Annotated in this window: 18 protein-coding genes and 1 pseudogene; 13 read left to right on the top strand and 6 right to left on the bottom strand. The window is 60.6% G+C overall.

Translation table 11 applies throughout. The features are described 5' to 3' along the window. Positions 1 to 64: 64 nt before the first annotated feature. The 3 genes from ACN0WV_RS13065 to ACN0WV_RS13055 are packed head-to-tail and all read left to right on the top strand — an operon-like array spanning position 65 to position 3,496. On the top strand, positions 65 to 1,312 hold the full coding sequence (locus tag ACN0WV_RS13065) for an amino acid ABC transporter permease (RefSeq protein ID WP_417606333.1): 1,248 nt from the start codon (positions 65 to 67) through the stop codon (positions 1,310 to 1,312). A 10-nt stretch (positions 1,313 to 1,322) separates the two neighbouring features. Next, on the top strand, positions 1,323 to 2,705 hold the full coding sequence (locus tag ACN0WV_RS13060; protein ID WP_417606331.1) for an amino acid ABC transporter permease: 1,383 nt from the start codon (positions 1,323 to 1,325) through the stop codon (positions 2,703 to 2,705). 11 nt (positions 2,706 to 2,716) lie between these two features. Further along, the gene (locus ACN0WV_RS13055) at positions 2,717 to 3,496 is read left to right on the top strand and encodes an amino acid ABC transporter ATP-binding protein (RefSeq protein ID WP_084354890.1); all 780 of its coding nucleotides are present in this window, start codon (positions 2,717 to 2,719) and stop codon (positions 3,494 to 3,496) included. Positions 3,497 to 3,503: 7 nt separating this feature from the next. Here the strand turns inward: ACN0WV_RS13055 and ACN0WV_RS13050 are convergent, their stop codons facing one another. From ACN0WV_RS13050 to ACN0WV_RS13040, 3 genes and pseudogenes are all read right to left on the bottom strand, one after another. Further along, on the bottom strand, positions 3,504 to 4,484 hold the full coding sequence (locus tag ACN0WV_RS13050; protein ID WP_417606329.1) for a Hint domain-containing protein: 981 nt from the start codon (positions 4,482 to 4,484) through the stop codon (positions 3,504 to 3,506). 42 nt (positions 4,485 to 4,526) lie between these two features. Then, positions 4,527 to 4,892 (bottom strand): annotated as a pseudogene (locus ACN0WV_RS13045) (VWA domain-containing protein); the annotation flags it as partial. Between the two features lie 45 nt (positions 4,893 to 4,937). Then, positions 4,938 to 5,120, bottom strand: coding sequence for a hypothetical protein (locus ACN0WV_RS13040; protein ID WP_417606327.1), 183 nt, complete (start codon positions 5,118 to 5,120; stop codon positions 4,938 to 4,940). A 414-nt stretch (positions 5,121 to 5,534) separates the two neighbouring features. Between ACN0WV_RS13040 and ACN0WV_RS13035 the strand changes: the two genes are divergently transcribed. Beyond that, entirely contained in the window at positions 5,535 to 6,572 is a 1,038-nt protein-coding gene (locus tag ACN0WV_RS13035; protein ID WP_417606325.1) for an alkane 1-monooxygenase, read from the top strand. A 57-nt stretch (positions 6,573 to 6,629) separates the two neighbouring features. Beyond that, complete coding sequence (locus tag ACN0WV_RS13030; protein ID WP_417606323.1) at positions 6,630 to 7,034, top strand: hypothetical protein; 405 nt, start codon at positions 6,630 to 6,632, stop codon at positions 7,032 to 7,034. 93 nt (positions 7,035 to 7,127) lie between these two features. Here the strand turns inward: ACN0WV_RS13030 and xseA are convergent, their stop codons facing one another. After that, a complete protein-coding gene (gene xseA / locus ACN0WV_RS13025; protein ID WP_417606321.1) occupies positions 7,128 to 8,675 on the bottom strand; it encodes an exodeoxyribonuclease VII large subunit in 1,548 nt (515 codons plus the stop codon). A 99-nt stretch (positions 8,676 to 8,774) separates the two neighbouring features. On the opposite strand from xseA, the gene ACN0WV_RS13020 reads away from it, so the two are divergent. Both ACN0WV_RS13020 and purD read left to right on the top strand, forming a co-directional pair. Beyond that, positions 8,775 to 9,128, top strand: a complete 354-nt coding sequence (locus ACN0WV_RS13020) for a hypothetical protein (protein ID WP_417606319.1) — start codon at positions 8,775 to 8,777, stop codon at positions 9,126 to 9,128. A gap of 68 nt (positions 9,129 to 9,196) precedes the next feature. After that, entirely contained in the window at positions 9,197 to 10,459 is a 1,263-nt protein-coding gene (purD, locus tag ACN0WV_RS13015) for a phosphoribosylamine--glycine ligase (RefSeq protein WP_417606317.1), read from the top strand. 335 nt (positions 10,460 to 10,794) lie between these two features. Here the strand turns inward: purD and ACN0WV_RS13010 are convergent, their stop codons facing one another. After that, entirely contained in the window at positions 10,795 to 11,118 is a 324-nt protein-coding gene (locus ACN0WV_RS13010; RefSeq protein WP_084353987.1) for a 2Fe-2S iron-sulfur cluster-binding protein, read from the bottom strand. A gap of 371 nt (positions 11,119 to 11,489) precedes the next feature. Beyond that, the gene (locus ACN0WV_RS13005) at positions 11,490 to 12,914 is read right to left on the bottom strand and encodes a Do family serine endopeptidase (protein ID WP_417606366.1); all 1,425 of its coding nucleotides are present in this window, start codon (positions 12,912 to 12,914) and stop codon (positions 11,490 to 11,492) included. 456 nt (positions 12,915 to 13,370) lie between these two features. Here ACN0WV_RS13005 and rpiA point away from each other — a divergent pair, with 456 nt between their 5' ends. The 6 genes from rpiA (at position 13,371) to ACN0WV_RS12975 (ending at position 19,502) form a co-directional block, all read left to right on the top strand. Next, on the top strand, positions 13,371 to 14,159 hold the full coding sequence (gene rpiA / locus ACN0WV_RS13000) for a ribose-5-phosphate isomerase RpiA (protein ID WP_417606315.1): 789 nt from the start codon (positions 13,371 to 13,373) through the stop codon (positions 14,157 to 14,159). Between the two features lie 48 nt (positions 14,160 to 14,207). Then, the gene (gor, locus tag ACN0WV_RS12995) at positions 14,208 to 15,566 is read left to right on the top strand and encodes a glutathione-disulfide reductase (protein ID WP_417606313.1); all 1,359 of its coding nucleotides are present in this window, start codon (positions 14,208 to 14,210) and stop codon (positions 15,564 to 15,566) included. A gap of 74 nt (positions 15,567 to 15,640) precedes the next feature. Then, on the top strand, positions 15,641 to 16,798 hold the full coding sequence (gene hflK, locus ACN0WV_RS12990) for an FtsH protease activity modulator HflK (protein WP_417606364.1): 1,158 nt from the start codon (positions 15,641 to 15,643) through the stop codon (positions 16,796 to 16,798). Beyond that, positions 16,798 to 17,850: a protease modulator HflC gene (gene hflC, locus ACN0WV_RS12985; RefSeq protein ID WP_084353984.1), complete on the top strand. Its 1,053-nt coding sequence runs from the start codon at positions 16,798 to 16,800 to the stop codon at positions 17,848 to 17,850. Before hflK ends, hflC begins: the two co-directional genes overlap by 1 nt. Next, positions 17,847 to 18,044: a DUF2065 domain-containing protein gene (locus ACN0WV_RS12980; protein WP_328588523.1), complete on the top strand. Its 198-nt coding sequence runs from the start codon at positions 17,847 to 17,849 to the stop codon at positions 18,042 to 18,044. The genes hflC and ACN0WV_RS12980 overlap by 4 nt, the downstream gene beginning before the upstream one ends. 84 nt (positions 18,045 to 18,128) lie before the next feature. Continuing rightward, positions 18,129 to 19,502, top strand: a complete 1,374-nt coding sequence (locus ACN0WV_RS12975) for an L-serine ammonia-lyase (RefSeq protein ID WP_084353983.1) — start codon at positions 18,129 to 18,131, stop codon at positions 19,500 to 19,502. The last annotated feature ends 48 nt before the right edge of the window (positions 19,503 to 19,550 follow it).

The raw sequence follows: 19,550 nt of genomic DNA, 5'->3' as shown, positions 1-19,550 counted from the left end.
AAGGGACGGGTTAACCCCGTCCCTTTCCCAAAAAAACAAAAAATATATTCGACGGGGAACCAACATGAGCTCCATCAGTGACAGCGATGACGCCGTCCGGAGCGAGCGTAGCGGTCTGGCCGCGCTTGTCTTCGACGCCAAGGCCCGATCGCTCTTCTTTCAGGTCATTCTGGCCGTTCTGATAATTATCGCTGCCAGCATTGCCGTGCGCAACGCCGGTGCAAACCTGGCAGAACAGGGCCGCGAATTCGGTTTCGACTTTTTCGACCGCCCTTCCGATATTCAAATTCTCACCACTTTCGGCACATGGCTTCTGGACTACGAGCCCGGTCAGGGCACCGTCTGGGACGTGTTCCTTCTGTCGATCGCCAACACCCTGATCATCTCTGTCGCGGGCGTCATCTTTGCGACGCTCTGGGGCTTTCTGCTGGGGATCTTCCGGCTGTCCCATAACTTCGTACTGAATTCCTTCGCCACGATCTATATCGAGCTTCTGCGCAACGTGCCGCTGCTGCTTCAGATCTTCTTCTGGACCGCCGTGCTGCGTCTGGTGGCCCCCGGTCCGCGCGAAGAAGGGTGGTTGATACCCGGACTGCTCAACTTCAATTCCAAGGGCATCTACGGCCCTTATCCGCTGGTTGAAGAGGGGTTCAACTACACGCTGATCGCCTTTGTTATCGCCTGTGTCGCGGCCTGGGGCTTTGCCCGGTGGGCCAGGCGCAATCAGGACCGCACCGGCAAGCAAAGCCCGGTCGGCCTTGTCACCGTTGCGCTGCTGATTGGCCTGCCGACGCTGGTCTTTCTTGTGACCGGCCGCCCGATGGGCATCGAATGGCCCAACTTCGTGACAGAGGGGCCGATCCTGCGGCGCGGTTTCGAGAACGGCATCGGCAGCTATATCGCGCCGGAATTCTTTGCGCTCTTCCTGGCGCTTACGACCTACACCGCCGCCTTCATCGCTGAAATCGTCCGCGCGGGCATTCAGGCCGTCCCCAAGGGTCAGTCCGAGGCCGCAGGCGCGCTTGGGCTGCCTCCGGGCCTTGCCATGCGCAAGGTGATCCTGCCGCAAGCGTTCCGGGTGATCATCCCGCCGCTGACCTCGCAATACCTGAACCTGACGAAAAACTCGTCGCTCGCCGCCGCCATCGGCTATCCCGAACTGGTCGCCGTCTTCGCGGGCACCACGCTGAATCAGGTGGGTCGCGCGATCGAGATCATTGCAATCGTGATCCTTGTCTACCTGACGATCTCGTTGCTGACATCGGCCTTCATGAACTGGTTCAACAACCGCGTGAAGCTGGTAGAGCGGTAGGGAGAGCCACATGACAACGCACCATAACGCCGCTTTCGTCCGCACCGAAGATGCCCCCCTGATGGAGGCCCCTTCCTCCCAGATCGGGCCCCGCGCCTGGCTGTGGAAGAACATCTTCGCCTCGATGGCCGATTACGCGACACCGGGCAAGGCTGTCATATCACTGCTGATGACGGTCATCACAATCTTCACCGGCTATGCGCTGATCTGGATGATCTGGACGGTTCTGGATTTCGCGCTCTTTTCGGCCACGTTCTTCGATCCCAAAGGCCTGAAACGCGACGCCTGCCTTGACGAGGCCGGTGCCTGCTGGCCCTATGTAAAGGCCAAGTGGTATCAGTTCATGTACGGCTTCTATCCCCCGGAAGAGGTCTGGCGGGTGAATGTCTGCATGGGAATGCTGGCCATCGGCATCGCATGGCTTGTCTTCCCCCTGCCGCACCGGGGCAAGGTCGCCCTGTTCATGCTGTTTGCCTATCCGGTCATCGCCTTTGTGCTGCTGAACGGCATGCCGATCGAACATGAGGGCGACATTAGCCAGATCGTTTCCGGCGTCTGGTTTCCGCTGATCCTGGCCGGTATTGCCTTTGCGGGCTGGTGGCTGGCAAGGTCCGACCGCTACGGCGACGTCGTCAACGCAATGGCACCTGCCCTGCTGATGGCCGCCATCGTGCTGGGTATCTTCGCGGGGCTGCCGCTGGTGACGATGGCGCTGGACCTGGCGCTTGGCACAGAGGTCGTCGAGACCAACAAATGGGGTGGCCTGACCATCACACTGGTTGTGGCGATCTTCGGCATCGTGATTTCCTTGCCGGTGGGGATGCTTCTGGCACTGGGGCGTCAGTCCAACGCACCGATCATCCGCTACAGCTCGATCATCTTCATCGAGGTGGTGCGGGGCATTCCGCTGATCTCGGTGCTGTTCTTCGCCAGCGCGATGCTGCCCTACTTTCTGGAACCGGGCGTCGATTTCAACAAATTGCTGCGCGCCATGATCGGCGTGGTCCTGTTTGCCTCGGCCTATATGGCAGAGGTGATCCGCGGCGGCCTTCAGGCCATCCCGAAGGGCCAGTACGAAGGCGGCATGTCACTGGGCCTCAGCTTCTGGCAGCAGATGCGCCTGATCATCATGCCGCAAGCGCTGACCACCGTCATTCCGGGCATCGTTAACACCTTTATCGGCCTGTTCAAGGATACGACGCTGGTCCTGATCATCTCGATCTTTGACCTGCTGGGCATCCTGTCGGCCACGCTGAAAGATCCCGAATGGTCGACGCCGACCACCGCCTATACCGGCTATCTTGTCATCGCCCTGATCTACTGGATCTTCTGTTTCAGCATGTCGCGATATTCGGTTTACATGGAAAACAAACTCGACCGCTCTCACCGGTGAGGAGATAAAATATGTCTGAACAAGCAACAGCCCGCAAGGAACTCGCCGTCTCTGACGAGGTGGCGATCGACATCCGGGGAATGAACAAGTGGTACGGCACATTTCATGTGCTGCGTGACATCAACCTGACCGTTTATCAGGGCGAACGGATCGTGATTTGCGGCCCCTCCGGGTCGGGCAAATCCACGCTGATCCGCTGCATCAACGCGCTAGAAGAGCATCAGAAAGGCTCTATCGAGGTGGACGGCACCAAGCTGACCAACGATCTGAAGAATATCGACAAGATCCGGTCCGAGGTTGGCATGTGTTTTCAGCATTTCAACCTGTTTCCGCATCTGACGATCCTTGAAAACTGCACGCTGGCACCGATCTGGGTCCGCAAGGAGCCCAAGAAACAGGCCATCGAGACAGCCATGCATTTCCTTGAAAAGGTCAAGATCCCGGATCAGGCGAAGAAATACCCCGGCCAGCTTTCGGGCGGGCAGCAGCAGCGCGTCGCCATCGCACGGTCTTTGTGCATGAAACCACGGGTGATGCTGTTTGACGAACCCACCTCGGCGCTTGACCCGGAGATGATCAAAGAGGTGCTCGACACCATGATCGAACTGGCCGAAGAAGGCATGACCATGCTTTGCGTCACGCATGAGATGGGCTTTGCCCGTCAGGTTGCGAACCGGGTGATCTTTATGGACCAAGGGCAAATCGTCGAACAGAACGAGCCCGAGGCGTTTTTCAACAACCCGCAATCCGACCGGACGAAGCTGTTCCTCAGCCAGATCCTCGGACATTAAGGGCGGATCAGCCGCCAATTTCTGCGCAGTCACGCAAGGCCCATGCGATGTCGCGCTGAAGACGCGGCGGTGGGATCTGTCTGGCCGGGGTTTGTCGCGGTACATCCAGTTCAGACCCGGTGCCAAGAATAAGACGGAACTCTTGCTTCGTGTCCTGATCCAGATACGCCCAGACCTGGGGACCAATATAAAGGCTTTCTGTCCACGCGCCTTCAGCCAGGACCAGTTCGTGCCGGTCGAACAGGAAATGAATGTATTCCAACGGCGCGCAACCGTTGTCGATCGCAACTCCTTTCAGCCCGCAGAGCTTTTTGGCCGCGATGACGATTTCCTTCGTTCCAATCATCGGTTCGACTGCACTTGACTGAATCAAGATGCGATGCTGCTGGGAGACCCGAAAATCGCACCTGGGTTTCCCCCGCCCCAAAGCACCGGCAGCGATGTGGACCGGCCGGGCCTTCGGTTGCGCTGCCAGAAAACCGGCATCAAGTAAACGCCGACCAATCCAGCGGATCGGCTGCATCCCGTGATCCTTGGTCAGCACAAGGTCGTCAATCCGCAATTTGTCGGCACGTTTTTCGCCCTGCGACGTCAGAATGCGTGTTTCGCCGACAAAGCAGATCATCTGCTGGATAGGCACCGCCCCGGTCGACAGCACGCTGCTGCCGTCATTGAACCAGGTTTCCATTTCCACGTTGATCGTGGTTCCGCCGGCCGGATTTGGCGCGTAGTCGATTTCAAAATTTCTTAACGCGTAGCCGGACGGGGTCGGTACAAGGCGTGGATCGCCAACCGGAATGGTCTCGACTATCGTGATCGTTTCTCCCGAGTTCGCCGGATCGGGATAGGTTACTGTCACTGTAACGGCGTCAACATCCAAGACCGGCGGCGGCGCGCCGACTTCCGCTGTCAATTGCGATGCGTCAAGGACCTGAACGACCCCGCTATCCTTGCCGATCGCGCCGCCTGTATTGTCAAGATCGTTCAAGCCCCCGTTTCGGCCCGCTGTAAGGCTGCTGCCGGACCCGACGCCAACACCTGAAATCAACGCTCCGAAGTCATCTTCCAATGCCTGCGCCTCATCCGTGAAGTCGCCGCCGCGGTTCTGCCGCCCGTCGGACATGAACACGATGGAATTGCTCGCCTGATCACTGACACCCTGCGCTGTCCAACTGTCGTGTATTTTGGATAAGGGCGCTGCGAAATTAGTCGCGCCTCCGGGGGTCAGCGCATCTATATCGGCTTCAAATTGGACAAGCTCCTCCAACGTGTAGACCCCGACCAGCGATGCATTGCTGCCGTACTCGACCAACGTGACCGTCACCGTCGACGGGTCATAACCGTTCTCGATATAGGTCTTGAACAATTCCTTCGCCGCGTAAACCTGTGCTTCCAGAAAAGAGTCGGCGATGCCGTCGCCGTCGACGTCGGATCTCGATGATCAGCCTGCGGAGCCGGAGGTGTCGACCGCGATCGCGACATTCAGATCTGGTGAGCCTTGCGCCCCGATATTCACCGTATGGTCGATGATCAGCGTATCGAAAGAGGTATCCGGAATTGTGCTTGTCGTTGTTACGGGAACATCGCCCACCGTCGTATTGACGGTAACTACCTGATCTGCCATTTCCAAAAAACCTTGCTGGCCGCGATGTGCTAACTCACTAGTCAACAAAGGTTACGTTTGCTTTTTCCTGATCCTGAATGCGTCGAAAATCTCGCTCAAAAGCCCTGAAAAACTTAGCTAAAGTAGCAGCATGGACGGAGCGCGCGTACAGCCTGAAGTTCCAATTCAGCCATGAAGGCCGCAAGTGCCACACCGAAAAGCCCAAGGGATCGCCAATCCCGGAGAGTTTGCCAGACCTGCGCGTTTCGTCGGGTGCAGAGCGAAAGCTGCACGGTCGTGACAGCGACGCGGCACGATCCATGATCCGCAATACCCTCGGGGCCGTCGGCAGATCCGGCCAGCGCTACTGTTTGGCTTCACGTTGGGGCTGAAACCGGCATATGTTGCGTGGTGAACGGCGCAGGGCAGGACAGGATGGCACGTTTCACCTCGATCACGCTGACACTTGTCGCGTTGCTGGCCATCGGGCTTTGGCAAGGCGGGCTTTGGCCATGGGTGGCGCTAAGCTTTGTGACTGTTTTCACCTATGTGATGGACCGTCTGATCAAGCTTGACGCGTCACCCGCTCCGGGGCCGGAGTTTCCGGCTGGCGACGGACTAGCCGTGACGCTGGCTGTCGCGCATCTGGTGCTTCTGGCGGCGGGGGTCTGGACAATAGGCCGTGGACATCTGGCGGGTGCACCCGCAGCGGCGTCCTTTGTCGGGCTGGGGCTGTTCTTCGGACAGGTCAGCAACGCCAATGCCCATGAACTTATTCACAGATCAAACCGCTGGCTGCGGCGGCTTGGAGTCTCGGTCTATGTGTCACTGCTGTTCGGACATCATGCATCTGCCCATGTCAGGGTGCATCATGTGAATGTCGGAACGAATGCCGACCCCAACAGCGCCCGCGCCGGGGAAGGGTTCTACCGCTTTGCGGCGCGCGCCTGGGCTGGGTCGTTCCGCGCGGGATTGCGGGCGGAAACGGCTCTTCGGGCGCGCGCGGCTTCGCCTGCGCTGTTGCACCCCTACGCGGTCTATCTTGCTGGGGCGGGTGTCGTGATGATCGTGGCCTTTCTGCTGGCAGGCTTCGCGGGCGTCCTTGTGCTGTGCGGGCTGGCGGCCCATGCGCAGATGCAGTTGCTTCTGTCGGACTATGTGCAGCATTACGGGCTTCGGCGCCATCAACGTGCCGACGGTCGAACGGAACCTGTCGGACCGCAACATTCGTGGAACGCGCCGCAATGGTTTTCTTCGGCTCTTGTGCTGAATGCGACGCGCCATTCCGATCATCATCAGCGCCCGGCCACCCCCTATCCGGCGCTGGATTTGCGGTCCGCATCCATGCCGATCCTGCCTCGGTCATTGCCGGTCATGGCGATGCTGGCGCTTTGGCCACCGCTGTGGCGCAGGGTGATGGACCCGCAGGTCACAGCGTGGGACGCGAAAAACCGGCAGAGCGCTGCCGTCTGACTGCTTCGTGAGCGTGACAGGCTTCCCCCGGCGGACCACATCTGGCAGGGTGACTGAATGAGACGAATACAGCTTTCCCTTGTTCTGGCCCTGACGGTCTGCCCCGGCATCGCCGCGTCGCAAAGCGCAATGTCAGCCGCGGAATTCGAAAGCTATGTGCAGGGCAAGACACTGTATTTCGGCTATGCCGGCGAGGCATACGGCGTCGAGCGCTATCTGGGCAACCGTCGCGTGCAATGGTCGTTTCTGGATGGGCAATGCAAGGATGGCTTCTGGTATGAAGAGGCCGACCAGATCTGCTTTGTCTACGATGACACGCCCGACCCGCAGTGCTGGACCTTTTACCAAGAGCCGGGTGGCCTGAGGGCGATTTTCGAAAATGATCCCGACGCCACGACGCTCTACGAAGCACAGCAGGATGATGATCCGATGCTGTGTCTGGGGCCCGAAGTCGGGGTCTGAACGGCAAGCGATACGGCGCGACGCTCATCTGGATGAATGTGCGGCGCGCCTGCCACGCGAGAGGCGCAGTTGCCCGGTCCCGACCGTGCCCGACTAGAACAAAGACCCTTGCTCGGGCGGCTTTGGCTTTGACCGTTTTGTTTTGGTGCCAGCCCCGCCGATTTTGAAACGACCGTCGGAAAATTCGATCTCAAGACCCGCCGCATCGGCGGCGGCTGCGGTGCTGGTAATCACCTTGTCATCCCCGCGCACGATGGCATAGCCCCGCGCCAATGTGGCGCGATGTCCCAGAGTTTCGCGCACCCGGTCAAGCCCATCCAGCCGCGCCTTCGCCTCATCGACGCGGCGGGCCTGCGCCTCGCTCAGCCGTCGCGTCAGGTCAGCCAATGCACGATGCTGCTGCGCCACTTCACTGCGGATCGGACGCGGAGTCAGCCGTGCGGACAGCGCCTCTAAGCCGGTGCGTCGGTTCAGCGTGCTGCGCGACAGGGCGGGCGCAAGACGCGGACCAAGCACAGAAAGACGGCGGCGTTCCCCCTCGATGGCGCGGCGCAGCAGTGATGGCCGCAGGCTGCCTGCGACATCGGAAAGCGCCACTCGTCGCACCTGGACCGAGCGGATCAGCGCGGCAGGCAGGCGGTCCGATTGCGCATCAAACCTCTGGCGCGGGCTGTCCAGCAGCGCTTCGGGTCGCGGCAGGGCACGGGCAAGGTCGCGCAGCCGTTGGCCATTGCGGTCCAACCGGCTGGTCAGCGCATGGCTCAGCCGCGCCTGCGCGTCCCCGACCCATGACAGCAATTCCATCCGCACCGGAACCGCATGTTCGGCGGCGGCGGTAGGCGTCGGCGCGCGCAGATCCGACACAAAGTCGATCAAGGTGGTGTCGGTCTCGTGTCCGACGGCAGAGATCAAGGGAATCGCCGATTCCGCAGCAGCGCGGGCGACGACCTCTTCGTTGAACCCCCAAAGATCCTCGATCGAGCCGCCACCGCGCGCCACGATCAACAGATCGGGCCGGGGCAGTGCGCCCCCCGGTGTCATCGCGTTGAACCCGCGAATGGCCTTCGCTACTTCCGGCGCACAAGCCGCCCCCTGCACGGCCACCGGCCAGATCAGCACCTTGCGGGGAAAGCGGTCGCGCAGCCGGTGCAGAATGTCGCGGATCACCGCCCCCGAGGGCGAGGTCACGACGCCGATGATCTCGGGCAGGTAGGGCAGCTTTTTCTTGCGCGCGGGATCGAAAAGGCCCTCGGCCTGCAAAGCGGCCTTGCGCTTTTCCAGCATCGCCATCAGCGCGCCCATGCCTGCGGGGCGGATGTCTTCGATCACGATCTGGTATTTGGATTGCCCGCCGAATGTGGTGATGCGGCCCGTGGCGATCACCTCCATCCCCTCTTCCGGCTTGGTGGCAAGACGCCCTGCCACACCTTTCCAGATCACCCCCGAAATCACCGAGCGGTCATCCTTGAGATCAAGATAGACATGCCCCGAGCGCGGCGTCGACACGCGCCCCACTTCGCCACGGATGCGGACATGGCCAAATTCGCCCTCGATCACGCGTTTGATCGCGCCGGAAAGCTCCGTCACGCTGAATTCGGGGGAGTTTTCGCCGGGAACGGGATCGTCGAAAAGATCGGACAAAGTGCTGATTTCCTGCCTGTTTGAATGCAGTCTAGTCACCCGGACGAGCAAGGCCAAGCAGGCTTGTGCAGATCAGGCGAACACTGGCAGTCTGGCGGTATGGTTCGTGCGTTCCTGATCCTTGGGCTATGCCTGCTGGCCGGTTGCAATTCCGGCACCAGCCATCTGCCCAACCCGCTTTCGTTGCCGGGTCAGGCGGTTGCAACGGGGCTGGAAAACGCTGCCTACAATGCCCGGCGGGCGCGGCTCGCACGGTATGTGCAACACCACCACGCGCAGATTATCGAAGAGTTCGCCGCAGGAAACGGCCCCCGGATCAGCACCGTAATGGCATTGGCAGACGTCCCCTACCACAGGCGGCCGCAGCTTCTGAACCGGCTGCGCGAGGACATCGCGCTTTACCAAACGGATGCCGAGGTGCTTGTCGTCGCCTTGATGGTTCATGGGGCCTAGCCGCGCTTGTGCCTTTTGACGCGGCACCCTAGAAGGCGTGCAACGTGACAACGGGCAAAGGCGATGCAATGAACATCCTCATTCTTGGCGGCGGCGGGCGCGAACATGCGCTGGCATGGGCGGTGATGCAGAACCCCAAATGCGACAAGCTGATCGTGGCACCGGGCAATGCAGGCATCGCCCAGATCGCCACCTGCGCAACGCTCGATATCGAAGACCGTGCCGCAGTGGTGAATTTCGCCGAAGCCGAAGCAATCGAGCTTGTCATTATCGGGCCAGAGGCACCCTTGGCTGCTGGCGTCGCTGACCGTCTGCGCGACGCCGGGTTGCTGGTATTCGGCCCCTCCGCCGCTGCGGCCCGGCTGGAGGCATCCAAGGCGTTTACCAAAGAGATATGCGCAGCCGCAAACGCGCCCACCGCCGCTTATGGCCATTTCACCGAGGCAGAGGCCGCCAAGGCGCATGTCCGGGCGCAGGGTGCCCCTATCGTGGTCAAGGCGGACGGGCTGGCCGCAGGCAAGGGTGTCATCATAGCCGAGACCGTGGCCGAGGCCGAAGCCGCCATTGACGACATGTTCGGCGGCTCTTTCGGCGATGCGGGTGCAGAGGTGGTGATCGAGGAATTCATGACCGGCGAAGAGGCATCATTCTTCGTGCTCTGTGATGGTGAGGACGTGCTGCCCATCGGCACCGCGCAGGACCATAAGCGCGTCGGCGAAGGCGACACCGGCCCCAATACCGGCGGCATGGGCGCCTATTCCCCCGCACCGGTCCTGACCGACGAAATCGCGGAACGCGCCATGGCCGAGATCATCCGCCCGACCATGGCGGAAATGGTGCGCAGAGGCACACCATTTCAAGGCGTTCTCTACGCGGGCCTGATGATCAAGGACGGCGCGCCGCGACTGGTGGAATATAACGTCCGTTTCGGCGATCCGGAATGTCAGGTGCTGATGATGCGCCTTGGCGCTCAGGTGCTGGACCTCATCCATGCCGCAGTCGAGGGTCGCTTGGCCGAAGCGCAAGTCAACTGGGGAAACGATCATGCGATGACGGTGGTGATGGCACCCCAAGGCTATCCCGGCAGCTATGAAAAGGGCGATGTCATCTCTGGCCTTGAAACCCTGCCCGAGGACAGCTTTCATATGATGTTCCATGCCGGCACGAAACTGACGGACGGTCGCATCACCGCCAATGGCGGACGCGTGCTGAACGCCACCGCGCGCGGTGCCAGCCTGTCCGAAGCCCGCGACCGCGCTTATGCGCTGGTCGACGGCATCAGCTGGCCGGGCGGTTTCTGTCGTCGTGACATCGGGTGGCGGGCGCTCTGACGGAACTGCGCGTCATCGACAATGCATGACATCGTCGAGGATTGCACAGCCACCATATGCATCCAAAGATCCCGGCGCTCCGCAATCTGGTCATCACGCCCCGAAAGCACCACTCCGACGCGCGCACTCCCACCGCATCGAACGAAATGCCGCGCTCATAGCGGTTCGTCGGTGCCAAATAGCGCGCAAATCAAATAGGTTGGTGCCACACCCATAGCGGCAATCCCGCTCTCCACAGGCACGACGCATGCAGAGCGCGGCGAGCGGGACCAAGCCACGCGCGAAGCAGCAGACGCCGCGCCTTGCTTCGCATACAAAACGCCCGAATTTGTTCTTCAGATCTGTTTTACAGGCATCTGGACGACCAATCCGTCCAGCTCATCCGTGACCTTGAGTTGGCATGTCAGCCGGGACCGTTCCGGATCAGGCTCGAATGCAAAATCCAGCATATCCTCTTCCATGTCATCGCGGGCAGGCAATTTCTCGACCCAGGCCGGATCGACATAGACGTGACAGGTGGAGCAGGCGCAAGCCCCGCCGCAATCGGCCTCGATGCCGGGGATATTGTTGTCGCGCGCGCCTTCCATAACAGTCAGCCCATTGGCCACATCGACCACATGCTGTGTTCCGTTGTGCTCGATATAGGTGATCTTCGCCATCACTGGCTCCTTGTTTCTCAGTATTTTGACCTTCCTAGCCAAGCCACCACGCGCGTACCACCCCAAATGGGCTTTTGCGCCCCGCAGCGGACGCTGTGCAAGGTGATAAGGGCCATAAACTCCGCCAGTCCAACGCCCGTTCTCCGACGTCCCGGCCGTGCCTATCTCCGGTCAACCCAAAGCGGACAAATCAAGGCTATTCGTCGCAAGCGGTCAACCATTGTTTTGCAGCGCGCATGAAACCATGCGCCCACAGGCGTACCGACCAAACTGCTCCGCCTTGTGCAAACTGCGCGCAACATGGTTCCCCAATAGAAAAGGGCACCAAGAAGCGCCCCTTTCCATCCGTTCAGTAACGCTTTGCGTCAGGCTCAGTCTTCGTCAAGTCCCAGCGCCACAAAGCGTGGATCACCGTTGCGACGCACAAGCAGCAAGAGTGATTTGCGCCCAGCCTCGCGAGCCTCTTCGACCCGGCCCTCGAAATCGGAGATGCTGCTTACCTTGCGTTGTCCCGCTTCGGTAATCAGATCGCCAGCGCGCAGGCCCTTCTCATAGGCTTGACTGACCTCGTCGACGTCCTTGACCACAAGACCTTCGGCATTGCTTCCCAGATCAAGCTGTGAGCGCAACTCGTCATTGAGCACCGAAAGCGTCAGGCCAAGAACCTCCGTCTCAGCAGGAGATTCGGGCGTGTCCGCACCGGGCTGCGCCGCAGGGATCGCACCCTGTGCCTCTTCACGGCGTCCAAGCGTGATCTTCAACGTTTCCGATGTGCCTTCGCGGTTCACGACGACACGCACGGCCTTGCCGACCTCGGTGTTGCCGACCTGACGGACCAATCCACGGGTGTCCTCGACCTCGCGGCCATCGAAGCTGACGATCACGTCACCTTGTTTGATGCCGGCTTCCATTGCTGGACCTTCGGGAACGTCGGTGACCAGTGCACCCGCGGTTGTCTCAAGGCCCATCGCCTCGGCGACATCGTCGGTCACGTCCTGAATGCGCACGCCCAACCAGCCACGGCGGGTTTCACCAAATTCCTTCAGTTGATCGACCACACGGGTGACGACATTGGACGCCATCGAGAATCCGATCCCGATCGAGCCGCCATTGGGCGACAGAATGGCCGTATTCACACCGACAACTTCGCCATCCATATTGAACAGCGGTCCGCCGGAATTGCCGCGGTTGATCGCAGCGTCGGTCTGGATATAGTCGTCATAGGTTCCCGATAGTGCCCGGTTCCGCGCCGAGACAATCCCGGCAGAAACGGAAAAACCCTGCCCCAGCGGATTGCCCATGGCCATGACCCAATCGCCGACCCGCGCGACATCGCTATCGCCGAAACTGACAAATGGCAGCGCTTCGTCCGTGTCGACCTTCAGCAGCGCGATGTCGGTGTTGGGATCTGTGCCTACGACAGTGGCGGGCAGTTCCCCACCATTGAAGAATTCAATCGTTACCTCGTCAGCGCCATCAATCACATGATTGTTGGTCACGATAAAGCCATCCTCGGAAATCACAAAACCGGATCCCAACGCGGATGAACGGCGTGGGCGGTTGCCCTGACCGTTGCGATCCTGGAATTCACGGAAAAAATCCTCGAACGGGGAGCCTTCGGGGACGATGCCCTGCGGGCCGCTACGCCCCTCGACCATCGTCGAAGTGGTGATATTGACGACCGCCGGGCTGATACGCTCGGCAAGATCGGCGAAAGTTTCGGGGGCCCCGCGCGCCGCGGCGGCGATCGCCTGCGACATGATCAGCATCACGGTCAGACCGGACAGCCAGATCATTCGGAGGCGGGACCCGGAGATCTGCGTGGTTGCGATTGCCTGTGGTTGCACTCGACTTCTCCTTGTCAGTGACGTGGGATGGTCATTTCCTGCGAACGACCATCTGATGAGGTCAATGTAGGCACAGAATTGCGGAACGCAAACAGCCCGTCTGTCCATTCAAACCCTGTTCAACGCGTTGTGAGAGTCCTTGAGCGCGCTGCGATCAATGGGGTTGCGTGAATGGACCAGAACATCATTACATTGCCGGGACTTGGAAAAGCTGCGTTCGTTTTGCAGGCATTGCAACGCATGCAGACAATACGAAGAGCATTGTAACATTTCGATCATCGGGGTCGACCGTCCGGTGCCAGCCGCCACATTTCCGACAGTGCCGGGGCGATTTGTGGCAAATGGCCCCTCGCACCCCTGCCCCATCTTGCCTATAACGCCCCAGCAACCAACGGAGTGCCGTCGATGTCGTCTGAATTGTCCGCCAATGACAGGGCCAAGAATGCCGCTGCCCGCCGTGCCGCCGATTTCGTCAAGGATGGCATGCGTGTCGGGCTTGGCACCGGATCGACCGCCGCGTGGCTGGTGAAGTGTCTGGGCGAAAGGGTTCGCGACGACGGATTGAAATTCCGCGGCGTCCCGACATCGACCCGCACGGCAGAACTGGCGCGTGAAGTCGGCATTGAGGTCATTACACTCGACGAGGCCGGATGGCTGGACGTCACGATCGACGGGGCCGATGAGTTCGACGGCGATTTCAACCTCATCAAGGGCGGCGGCGGCGCATTGTTGCAGGAAAAGATCGTCGCGACGGCAAGCGACAAGATGGTGGTGATCACCGATCCCGCCAAAGAAGTCGCGAGTCTGGGGAAGTTTCCGCTGCCTGTCGAGGTCATCCCCTTCGGTATGCGCACGACAAAGACGCTGATCGAAGATGCGCTGGGGTCAATGGATGTATCGGGCCGCGACGTGACCCTGCGGATGAACGGCGATGCGCCTTATGTGACCGACGAAGGCAACCACATCCTAGATCTGCATCTTGGCCGCATCGGCAATGCGCGTCAAATGGCACTGACCTTGAACCAACTGCCCGGCGTGGTGGAAAATGGCCTGTTCATCGACGTCTGTGACGTGGTGGTGATCGGGCACAGCGATGGGACTGTCGATCTGCGCGACATTACGTCGACGATGGCCAAACAGGCCCGGCCGGGCACTGAAAAGAACGAAAACCTGTTCAGCGATCTGGACGGCTGAACGCGCAGGACGGGCTGACCTGCCAGCAAAGAAGTTGAGGCAAGACCGATGGAATTTGACTACGACCTGTTTGTGATCGGCGGCGGCTCTGGCGGGGTGCGCGCGGCGCGCGTCGCAGCCGGAGAGGCCGGTGCGAAAGTGGGGCTGGCCGAAGAAAGCCGCTATGGCGGCACCTGCGTGATCCGGGGCTGCGTACCCAAGAAGCTGATGGTTTTTGCCAGCGAATACAGTGATACCGCCCAAGACGCGCAGGCCTATGGCTGGAAGATGATGGCAGGCGGTTTCGACTGGCCGATGTTCCGCGGCAAGCTGGAGGCAGAGCTTGACCGGCTTGAAGGCGTATACCGCAACCTGCTGGCCAATTCCGGCGTCGAGACGTTTGATATGCGCGCCCGCATCGCCGACCCACATACGGTGGAACTGGCCGATGGGACACGCAAGACCGCCAAGCATATCCTGCTGGCCCTGGGCGGCTGGCCGGTCAAACCCGACCTGCCCGGTGCCGAACTGGCGATCACCTCAAACGAGATCTTCCATCTCGACAAGTTGCCGAAACGTCTGCTGATTCTGGGTGGCGGTTATGTGGCATGCGAGTTCGCCGGCATCATGAACGGTCTTGGCGTTCAGACGACGCAGTATTATCGCGGTGCACAGATCCTGCGCGGCTTTGACGAAGAGGCGCGCGGACTGGTCTCCGAAGAAATGATGCAATCCGGCGTCGATCTGCATCTCGGCACCAACGTGCTTGAGATGAAACAGGTCGAGGATGGCATCTGGGTCAAAGGCACCAATGGTTCCGAACGGGTGTTCGACCAAGTGATGTTCGCCACCGGGCGCGCGCCGAACACGACCGATATGGGGCTGGAAGATGTCGGTGTCAAACTTGGCCGTCGTGGCGAGATTGAAGTGGACGAGTTTTCGCAAACCTCCGTGCCGTCGATCTATGCGATCGGCGACGTAACGGGCCGGGTAGAACTGACGCCGGTCGCGATCCGCGAGGGCATGGCTTTCGTCGAGACCGTATTCAAAGGCAACCCCACACCGGTCGATCACGAGTTGATCCCGACCGCGATTTTCACCCAGCCCGAGATTGGCACCGTTGGCCTGTCCGAAGAGGACGCCCGCGATCAGGAACCGGTCGAGATCTACTGCACCAGCTTCAAACCCATGCAACAGGCCTTTGCAGGCCGCTCTGATCGGGTATTGATGAAGCTGGTCGTCAGCCAGAAAACCCGCAAGGTTCTGGGCTGTCACATCGTGGCACCGGGCGCGGGCGAGATGATCCAGATGGCGGGAATCGCCATCAAGATGGGAGCAACCAAAGAAGATTTCGACCGGACCGTGGCAGTACATCCCACCATGTCCGAAGAGATGGTCACAATGCGGCAACCAGTCCGCACAGCTTGAAATTCACGCATTCGTTCACAGTTACCCTGTAACCGGTTAGAACGGGCGCAATGATCGAGGAGGTTACGGCACAGATGGCAGGCAACAGTGGCGGCCCGTGGGGCGGCGGCGGACAAGGCGGCGGAAACCGCGGTTCCGATAACGGAAATAACGGCGGAGGCCGACGGCCCGGCGACGAAGGCTCTCAGCTGCCTGAGATCGACGAACTGGTCAAAAAAGGTCAGGAACAACTGCGTGTCCTGATGGGCGGCAGGGGTGGTCGTGGCAACAGCACCGGCTCTGGTGGTGGCGGTGGGCCAGCGTTCTCTCGAGGGACCGTCGGCATTGCCGCACTCGCGGCAATCGGTTTGTGGGCGTTCTCCAGCTTTTACACCGTCAAGCCCGAAGAACAGTCGGTCGAGCTGTTCCTTGGCAAATACTCTGCCACCGGCAATTCCGGTCTGAACTTTGCGCCCTGGCCTCTTGTGACCTATGAAGTCATCAACGTCACGTCGGAGCGGACCGAGAATATCGGCGACGGGCGCGGCACCGGCGGCGACGGTCTGATGCTGACCACCGACGCCAATATCGTGGATATCGGGTTTCAGGTGGTCTGGAACATCTCCGACCCGGCAAAAGTGCTGTTCAACATCCGCGATCCTCAGTTGACTGTTCAGGCCGTATCCGAAGCGGCGATGCGCGAGATCATCGCGGCGTCTAATCTGGCACCAATCCTGAACCGTGACCGTGGCCTGATCGCCGATACGGCGTTGGAGAACATCCAGCAGACGCTTGACGATTATGAAAGCGGTATCAACGTGGTGCGCGTAAACCTTGACCGCGCCGACCCGCCGAACGAGGTGATCGACGCGTTCCGCGAGGTGCAGGCCGCCGAACAGGAACGCGACCGGTTGCAGCGTCAAGCAGACGCCTATGCCAACCGTGTTCTGGCCGAAGCCCGCGGTGAGGCCGCGCAAAAGCTGGAAGAGGCCGAAGGCTATCGCGCCAGCGTGGTCAACCAGGCCATCGGTGAAGCCAGCCGCTTCATCGCTGTGGCAAGCGAGTTCAATCAGGCACCCGAGGTCACCCAGCGGCGGCTTTATCTTGAAACCATCGAACGCACGCTTGGCAAGGTCGACAAGATCATCCTTGACGAAAGCAGCGGCGGCGACGGTCAGGGCGTGTTGCCCTATCTGCCGCTGAACGAATTGCGCCGATCCGGCGCTGGCACCACTTCAGGAGGGTCGAACTGATGCGTAAATCCGCTTTGCTTGTCCCCGTCATCGCCGTGGTGCTGATCGGGCTTTTCATGTCTCTGTTCATCGTCGATGAACGCGAAAAGGCGCTGGTTCTGCAATTTGGCCAGATCCGCCAGGTTGTCGAAGAGCCGGGCCTTGGCTTCAAGGTGCCGCTGATTCAGGAGGTCGTGAAATATGACGACCGCATCCTGTCTCTGGACACCGACACGATCGAGGTGACGCCCTCGGATGACCGCCGTCTGGTCGTCGATGCCTTCGCGCGTTACCGCATTTCCGATGTGGTGCAGTTCCGTCAGGCCGTTGGCGTGGGTGGTATCCGCACCGCAGAAGACCGTCTTTCGGCCATCCTGAACGCGCAGATCCGCGAAGTTCTGGGTGCCGATCAGGTCACCTCTGACACCATCCTGTCGGTCGAGCGCCGCGATCTGGCGGTTCGTATCCGTACTGCGGCCCGGACCCGCGCCGAAAGCCTTGGGCTGGAGATTGTCGACGTTCGGCTGAAGCAGACCAACCTCCCGCAGCAGAACCTTGAGGCCACCTTTGCACGGATGCGCGCCGAGCGTGAACGCGAAGCCGCAGACGAGATCGCTCGTGGTAACGAAGCCGCGCAGCGTGTCCGCGCGACAGCCGACAGAACCGTGGTTGAAACCGTGTCGAACGCCGAACGTGACGCCGACATTACCCGAGGTGAGGCCGATGCCGAACGGAACCGCGTTTATGCCGAAGCCTTTGGCGACAATACAGAGTTCTTCGCCTTCTATCGTTCGCTCGCCGCGTTCGAGGAGACCATGCAGGAACAGAACTCCACGTTGGTGATCTCGCCTGACAGCGATCTGCTCAGCCCGATGTTCGGTGCAATCCGGGCGGAAGGTCTGGGTGCGGTGAATGTCGACAACATGGATGTCGAGAAGCTGCGCCAGATGGCCCCAGAAAGTCCGGGTGCGCCCAATCTGCCCGCGCAGATTACCGACGAGCCAGAGGCAGATGCCCCTGAATCCGGCGATCCCGGGGAAGGCGCAGAGGATGCGCCTGCCGCAACCAATTGATCGAGACGCTGATCCTCGCGATCGGACTCGTTCTCATCGTGGAGGGGCTGGCCTGGTTGCTGGCCCCTTCGCTTATCGAGACCCTGCTGGAAGCGCTGCGCAGTCTGGATATTGATGCGCGCCGTCTGGTCGGCCTTACCGCGATAGCAATCGGGGCGCTGTTCCTGTGGGCCTCGTTCTGGATGGGTATCTGAACGCAGTTTGTGCCGACAACTGCGCCCTCTATGTCTTGTGTCTGGGCTAGGTCTCTGGTTAGCCCGCAACGAAGGAAACTCGCCATGTTCCTCTCTGTCTTCGAGATGTTCAAACTGGGCATCGGCCCGTCTTCGTCCCACACGATGGGACCGATGGTCGCGGCCGGGCGCTTTCTTGAAACGTTGCGCAATTCGCCTTTTCAAGCGCACGGGTTGCGGGCCAGCCTGCACGGATCGCTCGCACATACCGGGGTCGGCCACGCGACGGACCGCGCCACCGTTCTGGGCCTCGCGGGCTTTGCGCCCGAAACCTATGACCGCGATGCGGCAGACGCCGCCATGGATCAGATCAGGGACACCAAACAGGTGGCACCCGATGGCTTGCCGCCCATGCAGTTCGATCCGCGCAATGATCTGAAATTTGATTTCGGCCCGGCCCTGCCCGGACATGCCAATGGCATGATCCTGATGGCCACTGATGCGCAAGGAGACGTCTTGCTGCGCGAGACGTATTATTCCGTCGGCGGCGGTTTTGTTCTGACAGAGGCCGAACTGGCCGAAGGGCAGGACACCGATCGGGGCGATCCCATCCCCTACCCGTTCAAGTCCGCAACCGAGATGCTGCGCATGGCCGACGATAGCGGCCTGAGCATCGCCCAGATGAAACGTGCCAACGAGTTGTCACGCGGCACGGCCCAAGGGTTGGATGACGGGGTCAAGCGCATCTGGCAGGTGATGAACGACTGCATCGACCGCGGCCTTGAGAACGACGGCATCCTGCCCGGCGGATTAAACGTCCGAAGACGCGCGCGGGGCATCCACGACGCACTTCAGGCCGAACGCGGCATGAACCAATCGGCTCCGCACACGATCAACGACTGGATGAGCATGTATGCGATGGCCGTGAACGAGGAAAACGCCGCTGGCGGCCAGGTTGTCACCGCCCCCACCAACGGCGCTGCGGGTGTGGTGCCGGCCACGATTCGGTATTGGCTGGACCATGTGCCGGGGGCCATGACGTCCAAGATCCCCGACTTTCTGCTGACTGCGGCTGCGATTGGCGGGCTGGTCAAGTATAACGCCTCTATCTCTGGTGCAGAAGCGGGATGTCAGGCCGAGGTCGGCAGTGCCTCTGCCATGGCTGCGGCCGGGTTATGCGCCGTCATGGGCGGCACGCCGGCGCAGATCGAGAACGCCGCAGAGATCGCGTTGGAGCATCACCTTGGCATGACCTGCGACCCGGTGAAGGGCCTTGTTCAGGTTCCATGTATCGAGCGGAACGGGCTGGGGGCCGTCAAGGCCGTCACCGCGGCCAGTCTGGCGATGCGGGGCGACGGGACGCATCTGGTCCCGCTTGATGCCTGTATCGAAACAATGCGCCAGACTGGTCAGGACATGGCCGACAAGTACAAGGAAACCTCGCTGGGGGGTTTGGCCGTGAACGTCCCCAATTGCTAAGGTTGCGGCCCCGCAGTTTGAACCTCTCTTGCCTGCATTTTGGTAGGG

It is taken from the genome of Primorskyibacter flagellatus, assembly GCF_048268605.1.
In the GTDB taxonomy this organism is placed as follows: Bacteria; Pseudomonadota; Alphaproteobacteria; order Rhodobacterales; family Rhodobacteraceae; genus Primorskyibacter; species Primorskyibacter flagellatus.
Note: the sequence above shows the minus strand (reverse complement) of the source record. Positions and strands in the feature narration are given on the sequence as shown.